This is a genomic window from Streptomyces sp. NPDC002104, assembly GCF_053593795.1.
Window position 1 is genome coordinate 59,698 of the sequence record NZ_JBSFDF010000005.1, and the last position, 17,439, is coordinate 77,136.

A 17,439-nucleotide genomic window follows, 5' to 3' on the forward strand; every position below is an offset into this window, starting at 1 on the left:
GAGGCGGGCAGCGGAGGGGCCCTCCGCCCTCGGGTCAGGCCATCAGCGCGATCAGTTGCCGGGCGGCGTGCCGGGGGCCGTGCGCACGGACGTGCCCGCGCAGTCCGTCGAGGGCGTGCCTGGGGGCGTCCAGCAGTCTGGAGACTGCCTGGCCCGCTTCCTTCGAGTCCAGACGGTGCGGGTCGAGACACATGCCCGCGCCCGACCTTTCGGCGTCGTGGGCGACGGAGAACTGATCGCTGGAAAAGGGCAGCACGAGCGCGGGCACGCCGGCCGCCAGGCATTCGGTGAAGGAGTTGTTGCCGCCGTGATGGACCATGGCGTCCACCTGCCGAAGCAGCGCCTGCTGCGGCACCGTCGTGGCCACTGCCACACGGGGGCCTGCCAAGCCCGCCAACGCCTCTGCCTGGTCCCCGGCGGCGAGGATCACCGACGTGTCGTCGCGCTCGGCAAGAATGCCGCGTGTCACCGACTCGAGAACGTCCCCCCGGGCTGAAAGGAACGTCCCCAGTGCGACCAGGACGAGGCGCCGACCGGCCTCGCGCAGCCGAACCACTTCGGAGTTCCACGCGGGGCCCGGGTCCAGTGCGCCGCTGGGCGTGAGGTGACCGGTGAACACGTAGGCCGGGCCTTCCGGGCGTGAGGGCAGCCAGTCCAACTGGGGATAGTTCAGCACGACAGCGCGGGGAGAGCACAGGGCGAAGGCCCGGCTCGGTACGGGTCGGTGTGGAGCGTGGCGGGAGATGAAACGCGCGAACAGCGCGGTGAAGGAGGAGTCGTTGGCCTGCGCCACGCCGCGCAGGGTCCGCAGGTCGGTGTCGTTCGGTCGCACCGCCTTCGGCCAGGCGTAGGGAACCCCGAACAGGGAGCCCGGCGCAGCCGGCAGATAGCTGGGATGGCCGGGACAGAACGTCGCGTACGGCAGGTCCAGACAGTGCAGGGCGAGTGTCACCGCGTAGCTCAGCTGGTCCACGACGTACCAGTCCGCCGGCTGCCGGGCATGCAGCGCCGCCAGGTCCGCGAGGAGCCGTTCGGGGTCGGCCAGCATGTCTGCCTCACGGTGGCGAGCCTGGACGAGCAGAGCGGGAACGGCCCCATCCCGTGTGGCCTCCAAGAACTCCTCCAGCCGTCGCGCCTCGGCCCGTGCCTGGACCGTGCGCTGCGCGATTCCCGTGTTCGCGTTGCGTCCGACCCGCAGGGGCGTGAAGTCCACCCCCGCGGCCGCGGCGAGCGGTGCGAAGCCCTCCGCGCAGGCGAACGTGACCTCGGCTCCCGCTGCCCGCAGCTCGCCGGCCAGCACGGACAAGGGGGCCGCGTGCGAGTGGAACGGCGGAGCGATCACGGTGACTCGCGGCATGAGGGACCTACTTCCGGCAGACGACTATCGGGTCCTCTTCTGCGCGAAACCGGAATCCGGAGGCACTTGCAGGACGGACATCTGTACGCATCCGAACCCGTGGGCCCGGCGGAAGGGGAGGTGACCATCCGCCCGAGCGAGAGCAGCGCCCCGTGGACGCACACACCCCGCAGGACGGGACCGACCCCTTCGTCGCGGCCCGCCAGAGCTTCTGGGCTCCCCAGGCAGCACTGCGGACCCCCTTCGACCTGGGCACGCTGGCGTCCTTCCTGCATGCCGAGTACCTCCCAGGCGATTGCGCGCATCCGGCCAGCCTCCTGACCGATCCCCTCGATGAGAGAACGGTTTCCCTGCGTCGCGACGTGAGGCTTGGAAGGGCCAAGGCGCCCGAAGAGCTTCTGGCCGAAGCGCTGAGCGGGGATCACCGGCTGCGCAGCACGGTCACCGAGGCCTGGCTCCTGTCGCTTCCGCAGTACGACACCGGGCGCGTCCGCCGCGAACTGCGCGACGCGATCCAGTGCTGCACCGACCCCGGGACCCTGGCCCACCTGATCGACCTCGCCACCGCGGGGCGCCTGCACGTGCTGGACGCGCGCGAATGGGCCGACCTGGCCCGCAGGCGGCTTCTCACCGCCAGGCCGGCCAGGCTCGCTCTGTGGCGTCACCTCGCGGACCACCCCCACCTGCGGAAGATGCTCCCGTCGCCCGACAAGGGCGGTGACGCCTACGAGCGCCTTCTGCTGACGGCCGCCGGCGGCGGCCGGCTGTTCGATGCTCCTGCCTTCCCGAGTGGCGACGGCCTGCTGGTGGTGCAGTCGATGCTGCTGGGCGAGATGGACAGCCCGGGGGAGGGCGGCAGCGGAGGCCTCGGAGTCCTTCTCGCGGGTTTGGGCGACGCCCTCGCACGCACTCCATGCATCGACGCGGTGATCACTCTCGTCACGAAGGACGCTCGGCAACTCGGTGAGAAGCCGGACCTTCTGCGCGGCCGGGGAGACGGGCACTGGGCGCTGACCCTGCCGACCGACCCCCACGACCGGACCACCGCGGAGGTTCCCGCCGGAATGGCCCTGACCTGGTGGACCAACACGGTCCTGGATGGCTTGGACCGGCGGCCCGATCTCGTCCATGTGAGATACGCGGACGACAGGTCTCTCGCCGTTGCCGAAGCCGCTCGGCGACTGGGCGCCCGCCTGATCTTCACGGCGACACCCGATCCGCACCGCCGCCTCAGTGACCGGCATGCCGGACCCACGGCAGCCGAAGAGACCGAGTCCGCAACGGAGGAAATTCGCCAAGACCTTCACCGCGTCTTCGCGGCGGACAGGCTCGTCGACCGTGCCGACGAGGTCATCGGCATCCCCGGCCGGGGCGGCACGGGCGAATTGGTCCGGTACTTCCCTCAGCTCGCCGCACTCCGGGGCGGAGAAGGACCCAGCGCACCCCAGGAAGGGATCACCGCCTACCAGCCCGCCGGCGACGAAACACAGAGGCAGAGGCGCCTGCTGGAGGGCCTTTTCGCCGCCGGGCTTCCCCGGACACTCGAACCCGCCGCGCGCCACCTGCCGCTGCTGCTCACCGTGGGCCGCCTCCACCCGCTCAAGCAGCAGCACGTCCTGGTCCGAGCGTGGATCGAATCCGGTCTCCACCTCCACTCGACGCTCGTCGTGGTGGGCGGGTCCGCGCGGGAGGAAGGCAGAGACCCGGCGGAACGGGAAGTGCGCTCGGCCATCGCCGATCTGCTCGCCGAGCACCCGGACGCCGCCGCGCGACTGGCACTGGTACCGGCGATGCCCAACCACACGGTCCGGTGCCTCGAGCGGGCGCTGGCCGGCTCGAAGACCACCGGCCGGGCTCATTACGTCTGCCCCAGCGCGAAAGAGGAGTTCGGGATCGCCGTGCTGGAGGCCATGGACGCGGGACTCCCGGTCGCGGGAACCAGCCGAGGCGGCATTCCGCACTACCTGCACGACGAGGTCAACGGAATCCTCCTGGACACCTCGTCACCCAAGCACCTGGCCGAAGGCCTGAAGCGGCTGCTGGACCTGAATCCGGCCGTCATCGATGCGATGACCCGTCGCGCTCGGGCGACGGTCCGGTCGCGCTATTCCATTGACGCCGCGGCATTGGAGTTCGCCTCCGTCTACACGAGGCTCCCGGAGACCAGAACGGCGGTCCAGCGCGCATGAACCGGTCCCCGGAGCGGGCGAGCGCCTCGGTCGCGGGGCCTCCCCGGACAGCTATCGCGAGGCCTCACCCGCACTGAGGGAGCTTGCCGGATCCGAGGGCGCGACGCGTGCGACGGTGCCGGTCCCCCCGCTGGTGAGAGCCGTACGTGCCTGCGCGGACCGGTCTGTTTCGCGGCCGTGGCGGCGTTGCCAGTACGGGTTGTCGTGGGAGAGCTTGCTCGAGACGCGGCCGTACATTCCGAAGGTCATGATGATCAGCCCCATGACGAAGCTGAACAGGACATTCGTCATCCCGAAGCCGAGCACGTTGGCGTCCTTGTCGAGGACGAAGATGTGCGCGAAGCCGCTGAGCAGGAACAGGGCTCCCACCGTGATGTTGAGGGTGGAGGCGAAGTTGCCGCCGATGAAGGCGCCCGCGGCAAGTGCGAGTCCGACCACGACGGAGATGACGCTGAGCGTCGTGTTCGTCGTCATCCCCGCGATGGTCTCGCCCTGCGTGTCGAACGGGCGCAGGGCATCGGCGAAGCCGAGGATCCCGAAGGCGAGCAGGATCAGGCCGCAGAGCAGGGCGCCGTAGCGGTAGACGGTGGCGAGGTGGTGATCGACGGGCAGCTCGTCACTCAGCTTCATGTCGGCTCCTCCGGTGGATCGTGTCGGTCCGCGGCTGTGTCACTGCTCGTAGTTCGCGAGGGCCAGACCGAGGCCGAAGAACGTGGGAGCCCATTCCCCGACGAAGATGCCCCACCGGTCCGCCCGCTCGATGTCCTCGCGGCTGTTGGAAGCGAGCCACGATGCGAGCGACAGGCCGATGGACAGGGTTGCCGCCAGGTAGGCATGTTCGCTCTTGACGCCCGCGTCATGCAGCTTCTTGACGATCATGACGACGTCTCCTTCTGATCATTCCGGGAGAAGCGCTCGATCCCCCGAAGAGGTATCTGACGTGCCGAACCTATGCACGGACGACATGGAGGGCGACTTGCACCCTTTATGCATTGTTTCGGTGGTTCGTCTCGTTACGGGCGTCCTTCGGCCGCGCGCGAGGGTGCCGGACCGGACGGGGGCCGCCGGTCCGGCACACGTCACGGCTCAGTCCTTGGCCAGGGTGCACGTATAGGGGGAGCTGCCCGATCCCTGGTAGGCGTCGAGCTCCAGGTAGTAGGTGCCGCTTCCGGAGGCGGTCCTGGTGAAGGTCAGGCTTTCGTCGGTGCCTGCTCCGTCGTTCACCGACCGGGCGATGGTGCTGCCGCTGGAGTCCAGGAGGTAGAGGTCGGCGTCGTAGGCTCCGTCGGGGATGGCGCAGAGGATGGTGACGCGCTCGCCGGCTGCGAAGGTGACGCGGAAGTAGTCCCGGTCGCCGGTCGACTCCATGCTGCCCGTGAGTGCGGCCGGGTAGGCGAGGGCGGTTGCGTCGTCGGCGGTGGCTCGCGTGTCGTTCGCTTCGGTCTCGGCCAGGGTGGACGTGCCGCCGGCCGGTGAACAGGTGGTCTGGGGAGTGCCGGTGTACAGGTTGGGGTCGGCGACTCCGCTCGTGACGCTTCGGAGGTAGTAGCCGCAGGTGGGGCGGTTCTTGAAGTCGTAGCTCTGCCCGGGGCCCAGGCGCCAGATCTTGTAGTTCGAGAAGGTCAGCGGCTTGCCGGACGATGCCTGCTCCGGCTGGTGGTCGCCCAGGACCACGAAGGCCTCCCTTCCGTAGAGGGTGGCTGACCCGTTCTTGTCGAGCAGGAGCGAGCTGCCTTCCTCGACGCCTACGCCCCAGGCCTTGCCGCCGGAGGTCCGGCCGTCCTTGATGGCGCGGGCGACGAAGGCCATGGTGCGGCCCATCCGGTCGCGGGTGGTGAAGTGGGAGTCGTTGATGACTCCGCCGTAGTTCGCCCAGTCGAACATGCCCGTGGTGAAGGTGATGTAGCTGTCGTACGGGTTCGCGAGGGCTTCGGCGCTGGTGACGCTTCCCTTGCAGGCGTCGTAGACGATGGGGCTGTTGATGTGGTGGCCGGCGCTGCCGCCGCCCGAGCCACCGCCCTTGGCCACCACGGACTCGACGGATGCCTCCAGCGCGCTGCCCTTCCAGGCGGCGTAGCGGCACTGGTCACCGCCGGCGAAGTAGACGAACTCGGCGTTGCGGATGTCGGTGTTGACCTGGCTGTTGTTGCCGTCCGCGGCCGCGGTCAGGGTCCAGGTGGTACAGGAGTTGACACCGGGCAGTGCCATGGCGGCGTCGCACTCGGGCGTGGGGCTGCCCGAGGTGGGGGCGGAGCCGGCCAGTACGACGACGTCCAGGCTGCCGGTTCCGCCGCGGATGGCGTCGATGGCAGCGGACATGGATCCGGGAATGATCTTGCCGTCGCCGTTCATGGTGAAGGCGGGGCCCTGCCACGACGTGCGGCTGACGTCCGAGCTGCTGCCCGAGCGGACCCGCGTGGCGGCTGCCTGGGCGCTGGAGGTCGAAGTGAGCGTGGCGGCGAGGGTGAACAGTGCTACGGCGGCCGAGGCCAGCGAGGCATGGCTGATCCGTGTGCCCATGGCTTCTCCAGGGAGTGGGGGTGCGGTGGTGGAGCGGAACTTACAAGTCAGGCCGAATGAACGCTAGATGTAGAGCATGAATCACCGTCTGCCGTGAGAGGTGTGGGTGATCTGACCAGTTCAACGGCGGGTCGCGCATGGTCGTGCGGCCGGAGAGGCGCCCGTTACCGCAATGTAACGAGCACTACATCTAGCCAGCAGCACAACCATTCTGTAATTTCCGTGTGGTCGACGGCGAACGCCCCGTCGGCCCCCCGAAGACCGGAGAGGCATACGCCTGATGAACACCCGTCTGTCCAGAAACCTGATCACGGCGCTGACGGCCGCGACCGCGCTGGCCACCCTCACCTCCTGTTCGGACTCCGCTGCCGACACCCCCAAGGCCGCCGGCGGACAGCCGGCCACCGTCGCGGGGACAGCGGTCACGAAGGACACCGCGCTGCACGAAGCACTGCCCGACGCGATCAAGAAGGCCGGCACCGTGCGCGTGGCCACGGACGTGCCCTACGCGCCGTTCGAGATGTTCGTGACCGAGGGCAAGCCGGAACTCACCGGCCTCGACTACGACCTGGGGCAGGCGCTGGGGGCCAAGCTGGGCGTGAAGTTCGCCTTCACGCCTCAGAAGTTCGACGGCATCGTGCCCGCCCTTCAGGCCGGGAAGTTCGACGCGGCGATGTCGGCGATGACGGACAACAAGGAGCGCCAGGCGGTCGTCGATTTCGTCGACTACTCCGTCTCCGGTTCCGGGATCATGGTGGTCAAGGGCAACCCCGAGAAGATCACCACGCTCGATGACCTGTGCGGCCAGAAGGTCGGCGTGCAGGCGGCCACCAACCAGCTGGACCTCCTCAAGGAACACCAGGCGAAGTGCAGGGCCGCCGGGAAGGGCGAGGTCGACATCCAGACCTTCCCCAAGGACTCCGACGCGCAGCTCGCCCTGCGCTCCGGCAAGGTCGTCGCCCAAGTGCAGACCAAGCCCGCCGCGGGCTGGACCGCCAAGACCGCCGACAGCGGAAACGCCTTCCAGGTCGTCGACGATCCGGCTGCCGCGGGCGGCTACGGGGCCTCGCCGAACGGAATCGCCGTCTCGAAGAAGCTGCCCCAGCTCAGCGACGCGATCCACAAGGCGCTGCAGGCCCTGATCGACGACGGAACCGTGACCAAGATCTTCGACAAGTACGGTGTCGCCTCGATCGCCGTCAAGGAGGCCACCAAGAACGCGGCGGTGGACTAGAAATGACCACCACCACAGTCCCGCCGGACCTCGACCGTCCGGCCCCGCAGCAGCTCACCGTCGTTCCGCTGCGCCACTACGGCCGTTGGATCGCCGCCGCCGCGGCCACCACCGCACTCATCGGTGTGGCCGGATCGCTGGCGAAGAACGGGAATCTCCACTGGGAGATCGTCGGTCGCTTCCTCTTCGCCGACCTGATCTTCTCCGGGCTCGTCACCACGCTGTGGCTCACCGTTGCGGCGATGGCTCTCGGGCTCGTTCTGGGCACGCTGGTCGCGGTGATGCGGCTGTCGTCCAACCCGGTTCTCCACGCGATGTCCTCACTGTTCGTCTGGTTCTTCCGCGGCACCCCCCTGCTGGTCCAGATCATCTTCTGGGGATACGCCGCGGCCCTCTACCAGTACGTGAAGATCGGCATCCCGTTCACCAGCGTCACCTTCTTCCAGGTCGAGACGAACTCCCTCCTCACCCCGGCCGTCGCAGCCCTGCTGGCACTCGGCCTCAACGAGGCCGCGTACGCCTCGGAGATCGTCCGGGCCGGCATCCAGTCGGTGGACCCAGGCCAAAGCGAAGCGGCGCACTCCCTCGGCATGCGACCCGCCCAGACCATGCGCAGGATCGTGCTGCCCCAGGCCATGCGGGTGATCATCCCGCCGATGGGCAACGAGACGATCAACATGCTGAAGATGACCGCCCTGGTATCGATCATCTCGGCGCACGACCTGATGTCCAACATCCAGGACGTGTACGCGCAGAACTACCAGGTCATCCCCATGCTCGTCGTCGCAAGCCTCTGGTACCTGGGCCTGGTCACCCTGCTCGGCATCCCGCAGGCATGGCTGGAGCGCCGCTACGGCCGCGGGTCCGACCGCGGCGGCCGCATCTCACCCCTGCGCCGCATGCTCGCCGGCGCACTGGCCCAGCCCGCCCGTACGAAGAAGACCACCGAGGAGACGGCCGGATGAACGTCCCCATGGTCCATGCCCAGGGCGTGCGCAAGCACTTCGGGAAACTCGAAGTCCTCAAGGGCATCGACCTGACCGTCGAACGCGGCCAGGTGTGCTGCCTGCTGGGACCCTCCGGCTCGGGCAAGTCGACCTTCCTGCGCTGCATCAACCACCTCGACCGGGTCGACGGCGGCACACTCGCCGTCGACGGCGACCTGGTCGGCTACCGCCAGAGCGGATCGAGGCTCCACGAACTGCGCGAGAGGGAAGTCGCCGCGAGACGACGCGAGATCGGCATGGTCTTCCAGCGCTTCAACCTCTTCCCGCACATGACCGCCCTGGACAACGTCATGGAAGCCCCCGTCAACGTCTGCAAGACCGACAAACCGAGAGCCAGGGACGAGGCACGGCATCTGCTGGAGCAGGTGGGCCTCGGGGACCGGGCGGGCCACTACCCGGCGCAGCTCTCAGGGGGGCAGCAGCAGCGCGTCGCCATCGCGCGAGCCCTTGCGATGAAACCCAAGCTCATGCTCTTCGACGAACCCACCTCCGCGCTCGACCCGGAACTGGTCGGGGACGTCCTGGACGTGATGCGCCGACTCGCGGCGGACGGCATGACGATGGTCGTGGTCACCCATGAGATCGGTTTCGCCCGCGAGGTGGGCGACACCGCGGTCTTCATGGACGACGGCGTCGTCGTCGAATCCGGTGACCCGCGCCAGGTCCTCGTCGAACCCCGGCAGGAACGCACGCGCGCGTTCCTCTCGAAGGTCCTGTGACCGCCCCCTCACGGGAGCAGCTGCCATCAGGCGCGCTGCTTCCGTACGCCGAAGCGCGCCTGGACGGCTACCTCGCCGACCTCGCCGGCCTGGTTGCCATCGACTCGGGCTCCTACAGCCCCATCGGCGTGAACCGGATGGCCGACTGGACCCAGAACCGGTTGCTGCGGCTCGGATTCGCCGTCGAGCGCGTGGCCCTCGAACCGGCCCACGGGAACCCCGTCGGGGACATGATCGTCGCCCGCAAACCGGGCGATCTTCCGGTCGAGCAGGGCGGACGGCGCCTCCTGCTCGTCGCACACCTCGACACCGTCTTCGACGACGGAGCCGCCGCGGCGAGACCCTTCCACCTCGACGGCCACACGGCGCGCGGCCCTGGTGTCAGCGATGACAAGGCCGGCCTGCTGGCCGGTATCACCGCGCTGGAGATCCTGGAGGAGACCCGCACAGGGCAGTACGCCGAACTCGTCTTCCTCGCCACACCCGACGAGGAGATCGGCTCACCCGCGAGCCGCCCCGTGACCGAAGCGGCAGCCCGGGACGCCCACTTCGCGCTCGCCCTGGAGTGTGCCCGGGAGAACGGCGACCTCGTCATCGCCCGCAAGGGCGTAGCCGACTTCCGTGTGAGCGTCACGGGCCGGGCCGCGCACGCCGGCATCGAGCCGGAGCGTGGAGCCAATGCCGCCCTGGCCGCCGCCCATCTGGTCGTGAGCCTGCAGTCCCTCAACGGCCACTGGGACGACGTCACCGTCAACGTCGGTGTCGTACGGGCCGGCAGCCGCACCAACATCGTCTGCGCGGAAGCCGAGCTCCGCGTCGAGGTGCGCTCGGCCACCGCCGCCGGACTCGCAGCGGCCCACCGTGCGATCGAGTCCGCCGCCGCCCGGCCCGCCGTCGCCGGGACCACGGCGACGGTCGAGCGACTGGACCTGTGCCCGCCCATGGAGGACACGCCCGCCTCGCGCCAGATGTTCGACCGGGCCAGGCGCATGGCCGCAGGGCTGGGAATCAGCCTTGGAGGCGCGGCGACCGGCGGGGTCGGAGACGCCAACTTCATCGCGGGTCTCGGCGTGCCCACCCTGGACGGCCTCGGCCCGGTCGGCGGCGCCGACCACACCCCGGAGGAATGGCTGGACACCTCCACCGTCCCGGCCCGAGTCGCCCTCCTGGCCTCACTCGTCGCCGGCCTCGGCGACAGCCGCACCAGCTGACACCCCCCCCGCATGAGCATCCCGTACCGCCTCGATCACGCCATGGCCCGGTACGGGACCCAGCCCCGGCAGCCCCTCCCACCACGCACCGGGCTGCCGGCCCCCGCCGGGACCGCGGCAGCCAACCACCGCCGCGGTCCCGGCCACCACCCGACCCCACGCACAGGAGGCATCCCCATGCCCGTCCCGCCCAGAGCCCGCCGCACCATGCTGGCGGGCAGCGCCGCTCTCGTACTCGGCCTCACCCTCGTCCCGGCCGCCCAGGCCCACACCAGCGCGTCGGCCGGCGCCCGCGGCTCGCTGGTCCTGATCGGCGGCGGCCTGAAAGCGGACAACACACAGGTCTACGGCGAGATCATCAAGCGCGCCGGCGGATCGAACGCACGCATCGGAGTCCTCACGGCCGCCTCTGTCCCCGCCAGCCAGGATCCCGACGCGGGCGACCCCGAGAACTGCAGCAACTCCGCCTGCAACGGCGCCTACTACGCCGGCCTCTTCAAACTGCACGGCGCCGCCGACGCCCAGTGGATCCCCATCGACCTCGACCACATCACCAACGCCGACTCCGACGAGGTCGTGCGGCAGGTCAACTCCATGACCGGCTTCTTCTTCGGCGGCGGCGACCAGTACCGCTACGTCACCACCCTGCTCCACGGCTCCGCACACACCGACTCCAAGGTGCTCGCCGCCATCCGGACCAAGCTCGCCGCCGGGGCCGTGGTATCGGGATCCAGCGCCGGCGCGCAGATCGCGGCAGGAGCGGACATGGTCACCGGAGGCGACTCCTACGAAGGACTGCGCGACGGCAGCAGCCCGGGCTACTTCGACGACCCGGCCCGGCTCGGCTACCTCCCCGAAGGCGGCTTCGGCTTCCTCAGCTCCGGACTGATCGACACCCACACCGGTACGAACGGGCGCGAAGGCAGAGCCCTGCGACTCGCCGCCGACACGGGACACGACCGTGTGTACGCACTGGAAGAGAACACCGCACTGGTCGTCGACGATCCCAGCACCCCCCGCGAGCGACTGCGCGTCCTCGGCCCGCAAGGCGTCGCCATTCTCGATCTGCGGCAAGCCCGCACCAGCACGAACGCACAGGGCGGATGGGTCCTGACGGGCGCCCGCTACACCTACCTCTCCCATGGCGACCGCTACGACCCCCACCGCTGGCAGATCCTGCCCGCCACCGGCAAGCGGCCCCTGATTCCGCTGTCCGCCTCACCGGTGCCCGCCAACGCGGACGTCTTCTCCTCTCCGGCCAACCCCGCAGGGATCCCCTACTCCTTCCTGAACACCGCCCGCGCCCTGTCGGCCAGCACCCAGCGCACCACCACGGCCAGCACCTTCGAGACCGGCCCGCGCTTCACCGTCACCTTCAGCAAGCAACCCGGGTTCACCGCCTGGACCGGCGACGGCGCCACCGCGCACACCGTCACCGGCCTTCGGATAGCCGTCGCTCCCGAGTGACTGCGCCCTGACGCACTCCGGGCGACAGGGCCGGCCGGAACCCGGGGGTTCCGGTCGGCCTCACCCGCCGACGCCCGACACTAAGCTCGACCTCGACCCGCCCCTGCACCGACCCATACGAAGGAAGACCCAGCGCATGGCCCCTGGCACGCTCGCCGACGAGATCCGCCTCAAGCTGGGCGACGCCAGCCCCGCCGAACGCAAGGTCGCACGCGTGCTCCTCGCCGGCTACCCCTCAGCCGGCTTCGAAACCATGGCCGTCCTCGCGGAACGCGCCGCCGTCAGCACCCCGACCGTCCTGCGCTTCATCAACCGGATCGGCTACCGCGGCTTCCCCGACTTCCAGACGGCACTCCGCGCAGAGCTCGACGAACGCAATGCCTCCCCCCTCTCCCTCTACGAGGCAACCGACTACGGCCGCAGCCAGGACGGAGCCGAGGACCTTTCCCTCCTCCAGCGCGGCAGCAACCTCTTCAGCGCCGCTGTGGCCCAGACCCTCGCCGAACTACCCCCGCACGATCTCGAACACGCGATCGCACTGCTCTCGGACGGCAAACGCCGCATCACCCTGGCCGGCGGCCGGTTCACGAACCTCTTCGCCCAGTACCTCGGGCTGCACCTCATGCAGGTACGCGACGACGTCCGGTTCCTGCACGACCGGGACGTCGAACGGACCGCTCAGCTCGCAGCGGTGAACCGACGCGATGTGTTCGTCCTGTTCGACTACCGGCGCTACGAGCCGGACAAACTCGCCATCGCCGAACTCGTCCAAGAGCAGGGCGGCAAGGTGATCCTCTTCACCGACGTCTGGCTTTCGCCCGCGGCCGCGCACGCCCAGGTGGTCCTGCCGAGCCAGGTCGCCGCACCCTCCCCCTACGACAGCCTCGTCCCTACGCTCGCCATCATCGAGACCGTCGTCGCCGGCGTGCTCACCGCCCTCGGCGACGGCGCTCGCCAGCGGATGCAGCACGGAGAGGACACCGCCCGCCGGATGGGCCTGTACTGAACACCGCACCCCTCCGGCCCACCAACGGCAGCCACCCTTCGCCCCGGCGTGCTGCGACCAGAGCACGGAACATCCCGCGGCGTCGCCTCCCACCGAGGCGATCCATCGCCGGAGCCGGGCGGGTCGACGGCTGCGGTGAACGTGGTGTCTGTGGTCCGGGCGGGATCGTTGGGGATCGACTACAAGCGACAGCGCGGCGTCACCACGCCGGCGCTGTCCCGATCAAGTCCGACGATGTAGCGCAACCTCCCACAGGCAGTGGCCTGCGCATGTTCGACAACCGTGTCCACACCCGCCCTGTCGATGCCCAGTGTGCTCAATGCCCGCCCTGAGCATCCACACATGCGTTCTCGAAGGCAGGCAAGGAGATCGTGCCATTTCCGGGCGGTCCGTCCCGGTACTCGGCGACGATCCTCCAGCCTCGCTGGTCCAGGAGCACCTTGGAGGTCCACACCTCGCCGTTCTTGTCCTTCACCTGCTCCGGCTTTCCAACCTGCTTCCATCCGCGCCTGCCCAGCTCGCGCAGCGTTGCCTCGAACCTTTCATGGTCGAGCGGTGCGCCATCGGTCTCGAACCCCTTGAAGGCGACGACGCACGAGGACAGCGAGCCGGGCTCGGCATCCTCGGGCATGGCGGCCCATTCCGCGTCGGTGGCCGGCGCCTTCGCGGCCGCCGCCGAGCTGTCGAGGTCCGTGCGCACGACCTCCCGCGTCAGGGGCCCGGTGCCCTCCGGCCGGGGGGACACCGCGACGGACGCGGCTCCCGCCCCCGTGCCACCGCAGCCCGCCGCGCCGAGCGCGATGACCGCCGCCATCACAGCAGCCCACTTCGTCCTACTCATAGCCCCACCCCAGGTCAGAGGGCCGCTCGCCCCCGTGTTCGAGGGAGGAGTCTGCCACGGGGATCCGCCGGAACACCTCCCGGCCCCTCCGGTCGGAGCACGGGGCATCAGCCGTACAACTCCTCGTTCCCCGTCGCGTACCGCTCCACCACCGCCCGCGGTCGGAGTCTCACAGTCGGGGTACAGATGCCCGCCTCAACGGTGAACTCGCCCGGCAGGCGCGGACGCGCGGGCCGGGCGGACCTGCCACGCGGCTCGGCTGCGGCATGGTCATCTCCAGGCGGCCCCGCACCATGAGCTGCCCTCGCGACGCGCCTGCAGAGCGTCAGCCCCGCACCGGACCACGCCACAGCTCACTGGCCGCCCACTCTGATCCAGTCGACGCACTGCCTCATCCGGAGGCGATCGTCAGCGAAGTACCCCTGCCAAGGTTCGTCCAGGCGCACCCACGCGGCAGGCTGCCCGTCTTCTGGGGCCAGCACAACCTGGCGGTCGACGACGGCCATGAACGACACACCCATGACAGCCGGCCAGTCAGGGTGATACGAGCGAACCGTGACGGCCGCCGGGGCCCGAAGAGGTTCCACGACCAGTCCAGTCTCTTCGAACACTTCGCGCACGGCTGCCTCTCGTGGAGTCTCGCCTTCATCCACTTTGCCGCCGGGGGCCACCCACCCGCGCCAGCGGTGATCCACCAGCAGGACGTGCGTCAGGGTCGTATCGAACACCCATACCTCAGTTGCAAGCGGACCGTCCTGCGAGACATCAGGGCGGAGCAGCCACTTCAAGGCATGGTCGTGCTCAGCCAGCGCCTGCTTGGCATCGCAGATGGCAGCTTCGAGCGTGCGCGGAGCGATCAGATGGTGTGTCATCCGCCGGAGAGTACGACGAGCCTCTGACATCGAGCTGTCATCCGCCTAGGGGGCCGTGTGTCCTACCGGGCCCGAGTACGACACCGGGCCAACCCGGCTGAGCGGCAGTCACAGTTCGGCCATCCGGAGACCGCCTGCGCCACGTGGCACAAGGCGCTGGAGGACCGGAAGAACGCCGCGGCCCGGGAGCTGTACGGCCGGGCGCGGACGGTCGGTTCGCAGCTTGAGTCCGCGTAAGGCGCGAATCGGTGTGCGTTCCGGTCGGGTAACGATCGTTTCTGGCGGCTCAGGGGTGACATTCGGCCCCGTAGAGTGCATAGGTATCTATGTCTTGAACGTGTTCAAATGGGCATCGTGCGTACGCCAGGTCGTCCGTACGGGGCCTTCGGGGGAGGGACTGCGCCATGCGCAGCGGAGTGAAGACCGCCTTGATCGGCGGTGTGTTCGTCCTGGTGGCGGGCGGCGTGGGGTTCGCGGGCCACGAGATGCTGGGTGGGGACTCGGGCGCTGCGGACATCGGTGGCGCGGACGCGTCCGGGTCGGGGGAGGTGACGACCGAGGAGGTCGAGCGGACATCGCGGGACTTCCTGGCGGCGTGGGCCCGCGGGGACGCGGAGGCGGCGGGGACGCTGACCGACGACCCGGCGGCGGCCGCGGAGGCGCTGCGCGGCTTCCGGGAGAGCGGGCATGTGGAGAACGCCGTGGTCACGCCCGGCGCGGCGAGCAGCGCCAAGGTGTCGTACACGGTGAAGGCGACCGTCAGTTTTGAGGGGCACCAGAAGGAGCTGGCGTACGCCTCGGAGCTGACCGTGGTGCGGGACAGGAGCAGCGGGCGGGCGCTGGTGGACTGGCGGCCGACGGTGCTGCACCCGAAGCTGATCGAGGGCGCGACCCTGCGGACCGGTAAGGCGAAGACGGGCTCGATCCAGGCGATGGACCGAGAGGGCCGGGAGCTGACGGCCGAGGAGTACCCGTCGCTGGCCCCCGTGCTGGACACCCTGCGCACCCGGTACGCGGTCGGGGCCGTGGGCGAGCCCGGCGTCGAGACCTGGATCGAGCCGGCCGAGGCCGACGCGCCGAACCAGACGCTGCTCACCCTGGTCAAGGGAAAGACGAAGAAGGTTCAGACGACGCTGGACGCCGACGTACAGGCCGCCGCCGAGCAGGCGGTGAAGAAGTACGACCGGGCCTCGGTGGTCGCCATCCGGCCCAGCACCGGCGAGATCAGCGCGGTCGCCAACAGCCAGGCCGGCGGGTTCAACGTGGCGATGGAGGGGGCACAGGCCCCCGGCTCCACGATGAAGGTCGTGACCGCGGCGATGATGCTGGAGCACGGCTTGGTCGGCGGACCGACCTCCCCGGTCGAGTGTCCGAAGGAGGTGACCTGGTCGGGTGCGACCTTCCACAACAACAAGAACTTCTTCATCGAGAACGGCACCTTCCGGGACAGCTTCCGCCGCTCCTGCAACACCTTCTTCATGAAGGCGCTGGGCCCGCTGAACGCCAAGGGCGTGGAGGACACCGCCCTGAGCCAGACGGCCCGGAAATACTTCGGCCTGGGCGGGGTGTGGTCCATAGGTATCGCCTCGACGGACGCCGGCATCCCGGTCTCGAAGGGCCCCGAGACGGCCGCCTCCTACATCGGCCAGGGCAAGGTCACCATGAACGCCCTCAGCGTCGCCTCCCTCTCGGCGACCGTGAAGAACGGCGCGTTCCGCCAGCCGGTGATCGTGCCCAGAGAGATGATCAAGGCCAAGCTGACCACCGCCCAGCCGCTGCCCGGGACCATGGCCGCCACCCTGCGCAGCCTGATGGGCGCCGCCGCGACGGACGGCACCGCCGCCAAGGCGATGTCCGCGGTCAGCGGCGACAAGGGAGCCAAGACCGGGTCGGCCGAGGTCGATGGGCAGAGCGACTCCAACAGCTGGTTCACCGGCTACGCGGACGATCTGGCCGCAGGCTCGGTCGTCCAGTCCGGCGGCTACGGCAGCGGGCCGGCGGGCGACGTCGTAGCGTCCGTGCTGAACGCACGGTAGGGCGGAGACGGCCCGGCCGACAGCGCGAAGCCGGTCGGCCGGGCCCGTCGGCGCCCTCGCGTACATCAACGCCGCCCAAGCCCAGCACCCCGCCCTCGCCACCCGCGCGGAGCGGGCGTCCACTCCCTTCCCGACGGACGAAGGCACCGGGCACGGCTTCCGCCCGCAGAGGCCCGAGCACGGCAACGTCGCCGCCTACCCCTGGGGAAGTCCGCATCTGACCACCTCGCCGGAGCAAGGAATGCGACGGTGCACCATCAGGGCAGCCAGCGGCCCGCCGTCGTCGCGACGCCTACTGTGCCGGCCCCGGTCACTGCGGCCGCTCAGCGGGTACGGCCGATGTTGGGCCGGTGGTGGCAGAGGATCCTGCACCGGGCTGACTACTGGGTGGTCGGTGGACAGGGCGAGACCGGCCGGAGCTCTGACCCCACCGGACTTTCAACCAGGCGCTGGATCTGCTGGCGCTCCTGGTAGCGCAGATCGGCCTCGCAAACCTGCGCGGCGTACTCCTCCAGGGCCGCGATGCGCTGCTCGACGCCGTCCCGCTGACGCTCAGCGCCTGCCGGTGGGCCACCTGCAGAGCGACGACCTCGGTGCCGGAGCTGTCCGCCGCCGCGCCATGGGACAGTTGATCAGATCGGGCCGATGGACCTGAGAGGCGACGACGGTACGCCAACAGCAAGGCGCGCCTACAGCGCCGCCCGTGTGGTGCTCTAGGCGACCGTGTCCGTCGATTGCAAGCGCGAGCGCGATCGTTCCGCGGCGAGAATTGATCACGAGCTGAGCCTCAACCACCGAGGGTGATGGACGTGGAGAGGCTCAACTGCGATGTCCTGGCCGAGTTCGCGACTGGCTGATCGGTGAAGACGGGCATGCCGAGGTCTACCAGCTGTGGCCGGCCGTCGGTGAGGGCGCGCTTGAGGCCGTGCAGCTTGTCGTCGGCGGCGTCGAGGTGACCTGGAGCCACCTGCTGGCCGCCA

Annotated in this window: 15 protein-coding genes; 8 read left to right on the top strand and 7 right to left on the bottom strand. The window is 69.6% G+C overall.

The genetic code is table 11. The features are described 5' to 3' along the window. Window positions 1-34 precede the first annotated feature (34 nt). Window positions 35-1,357 (bottom strand): glycosyltransferase, encoded by a 1,323-nt coding sequence (locus ACWCP2_RS06325; protein WP_450907428.1) that lies wholly within the window; start codon window positions 1,355-1,357, stop codon window positions 35-37. A 152-nt stretch (window positions 1,358-1,509) separates the two neighbouring features. Between ACWCP2_RS06325 and ACWCP2_RS06330 the strand changes: the two genes are divergently transcribed. Continuing rightward, entirely contained in the window at window positions 1,510-3,546 is a 2,037-nt protein-coding gene (locus ACWCP2_RS06330) for a glycosyltransferase family 4 protein (RefSeq protein WP_450907429.1), read from the top strand. 51 nt (window positions 3,547-3,597) lie between these two features. Here the strand turns inward: ACWCP2_RS06330 and ACWCP2_RS06335 are convergent, their stop codons facing one another. The 3 genes from ACWCP2_RS06335 to ACWCP2_RS06345 all read right to left on the bottom strand — a co-directional run bounded on the left by ACWCP2_RS06335 (window position 3,598) and on the right by ACWCP2_RS06345 (window position 6,066). Continuing rightward, a complete protein-coding gene (locus ACWCP2_RS06335) occupies window positions 3,598-4,176 on the bottom strand; it encodes a DUF4383 domain-containing protein (protein ID WP_450907430.1) in 579 nt (192 codons plus the stop codon). A gap of 39 nt (window positions 4,177-4,215) precedes the next feature. After that, the gene (locus ACWCP2_RS06340) at window positions 4,216-4,425 is read right to left on the bottom strand and encodes a hypothetical protein (RefSeq protein ID WP_280919233.1); all 210 of its coding nucleotides are present in this window, start codon (window positions 4,423-4,425) and stop codon (window positions 4,216-4,218) included. Window positions 4,426-4,632: 207 nt separating this feature from the next. Continuing rightward, the gene (locus ACWCP2_RS06345; RefSeq protein WP_450907431.1) at window positions 4,633-6,066 is read right to left on the bottom strand and encodes a pre-peptidase C-terminal domain-containing protein; all 1,434 of its coding nucleotides are present in this window, start codon (window positions 6,064-6,066) and stop codon (window positions 4,633-4,635) included. A 280-nt stretch (window positions 6,067-6,346) separates the two neighbouring features. Here ACWCP2_RS06345 and ACWCP2_RS06350 point away from each other — a divergent pair, with 280 nt between their 5' ends. From ACWCP2_RS06350 to ACWCP2_RS06375, 6 genes are all read left to right on the top strand, one after another. After that, on the top strand, window positions 6,347-7,300 hold the full coding sequence (locus ACWCP2_RS06350; RefSeq protein ID WP_450907432.1) for an ABC transporter substrate-binding protein: 954 nt from the start codon (window positions 6,347-6,349) through the stop codon (window positions 7,298-7,300). Between the two features lie 2 nt (window positions 7,301-7,302). Beyond that, window positions 7,303-8,265: an amino acid ABC transporter permease gene (locus ACWCP2_RS06355; protein WP_450907433.1), complete on the top strand. Its 963-nt coding sequence runs from the start codon at window positions 7,303-7,305 to the stop codon at window positions 8,263-8,265. Window positions 8,266-8,273: 8 nt separating this feature from the next. Continuing rightward, a complete protein-coding gene (locus ACWCP2_RS06360; protein WP_450907597.1) occupies window positions 8,274-9,026 on the top strand; it encodes an amino acid ABC transporter ATP-binding protein in 753 nt (250 codons plus the stop codon). After that, complete coding sequence (locus tag ACWCP2_RS06365) at window positions 9,023-10,237, top strand: M20/M25/M40 family metallo-hydrolase (RefSeq protein WP_450907434.1); 1,215 nt, start codon at window positions 9,023-9,025, stop codon at window positions 10,235-10,237. Before ACWCP2_RS06360 ends, ACWCP2_RS06365 begins: the two co-directional genes overlap by 4 nt. A 177-nt stretch (window positions 10,238-10,414) precedes the next feature. Then, window positions 10,415-11,704: a cyanophycinase gene (locus tag ACWCP2_RS06370; protein WP_450907435.1), complete on the top strand. Its 1,290-nt coding sequence runs from the start codon at window positions 10,415-10,417 to the stop codon at window positions 11,702-11,704. A gap of 136 nt (window positions 11,705-11,840) precedes the next feature. Then, on the top strand, window positions 11,841-12,710 hold the full coding sequence (locus ACWCP2_RS06375; RefSeq protein ID WP_450907436.1) for a MurR/RpiR family transcriptional regulator: 870 nt from the start codon (window positions 11,841-11,843) through the stop codon (window positions 12,708-12,710). Window positions 12,711-13,026: 316 nt separating this feature from the next. On the opposite strand, the gene ACWCP2_RS06380 is transcribed toward ACWCP2_RS06375, so the two are convergent. Continuing rightward, window positions 13,027-13,551: a hypothetical protein gene (locus tag ACWCP2_RS06380; RefSeq protein ID WP_450907437.1), complete on the bottom strand. Its 525-nt coding sequence runs from the start codon at window positions 13,549-13,551 to the stop codon at window positions 13,027-13,029. Between the two features lie 353 nt (window positions 13,552-13,904). After that, the gene (locus tag ACWCP2_RS06385; RefSeq protein ID WP_450907438.1) at window positions 13,905-14,423 is read right to left on the bottom strand and encodes an NUDIX hydrolase; all 519 of its coding nucleotides are present in this window, start codon (window positions 14,421-14,423) and stop codon (window positions 13,905-13,907) included. Window positions 14,424-14,827: 404 nt separating this feature from the next. On the opposite strand from ACWCP2_RS06385, the gene ACWCP2_RS06390 reads away from it, so the two are divergent. Continuing rightward, a complete protein-coding gene (locus tag ACWCP2_RS06390) occupies window positions 14,828-16,459 on the top strand; it encodes a penicillin-binding transpeptidase domain-containing protein (RefSeq protein ID WP_450907439.1) in 1,632 nt (543 codons plus the stop codon). Between the two features lie 787 nt (window positions 16,460-17,246). Here the strand turns inward: ACWCP2_RS06390 and ACWCP2_RS06395 are convergent. Continuing rightward, entirely contained in the window at window positions 17,247-17,426 is a 180-nt protein-coding gene (locus ACWCP2_RS06395; protein WP_450907440.1) for a hypothetical protein, read from the bottom strand. Window positions 17,427-17,439: the final 13 nt, after the last annotated feature.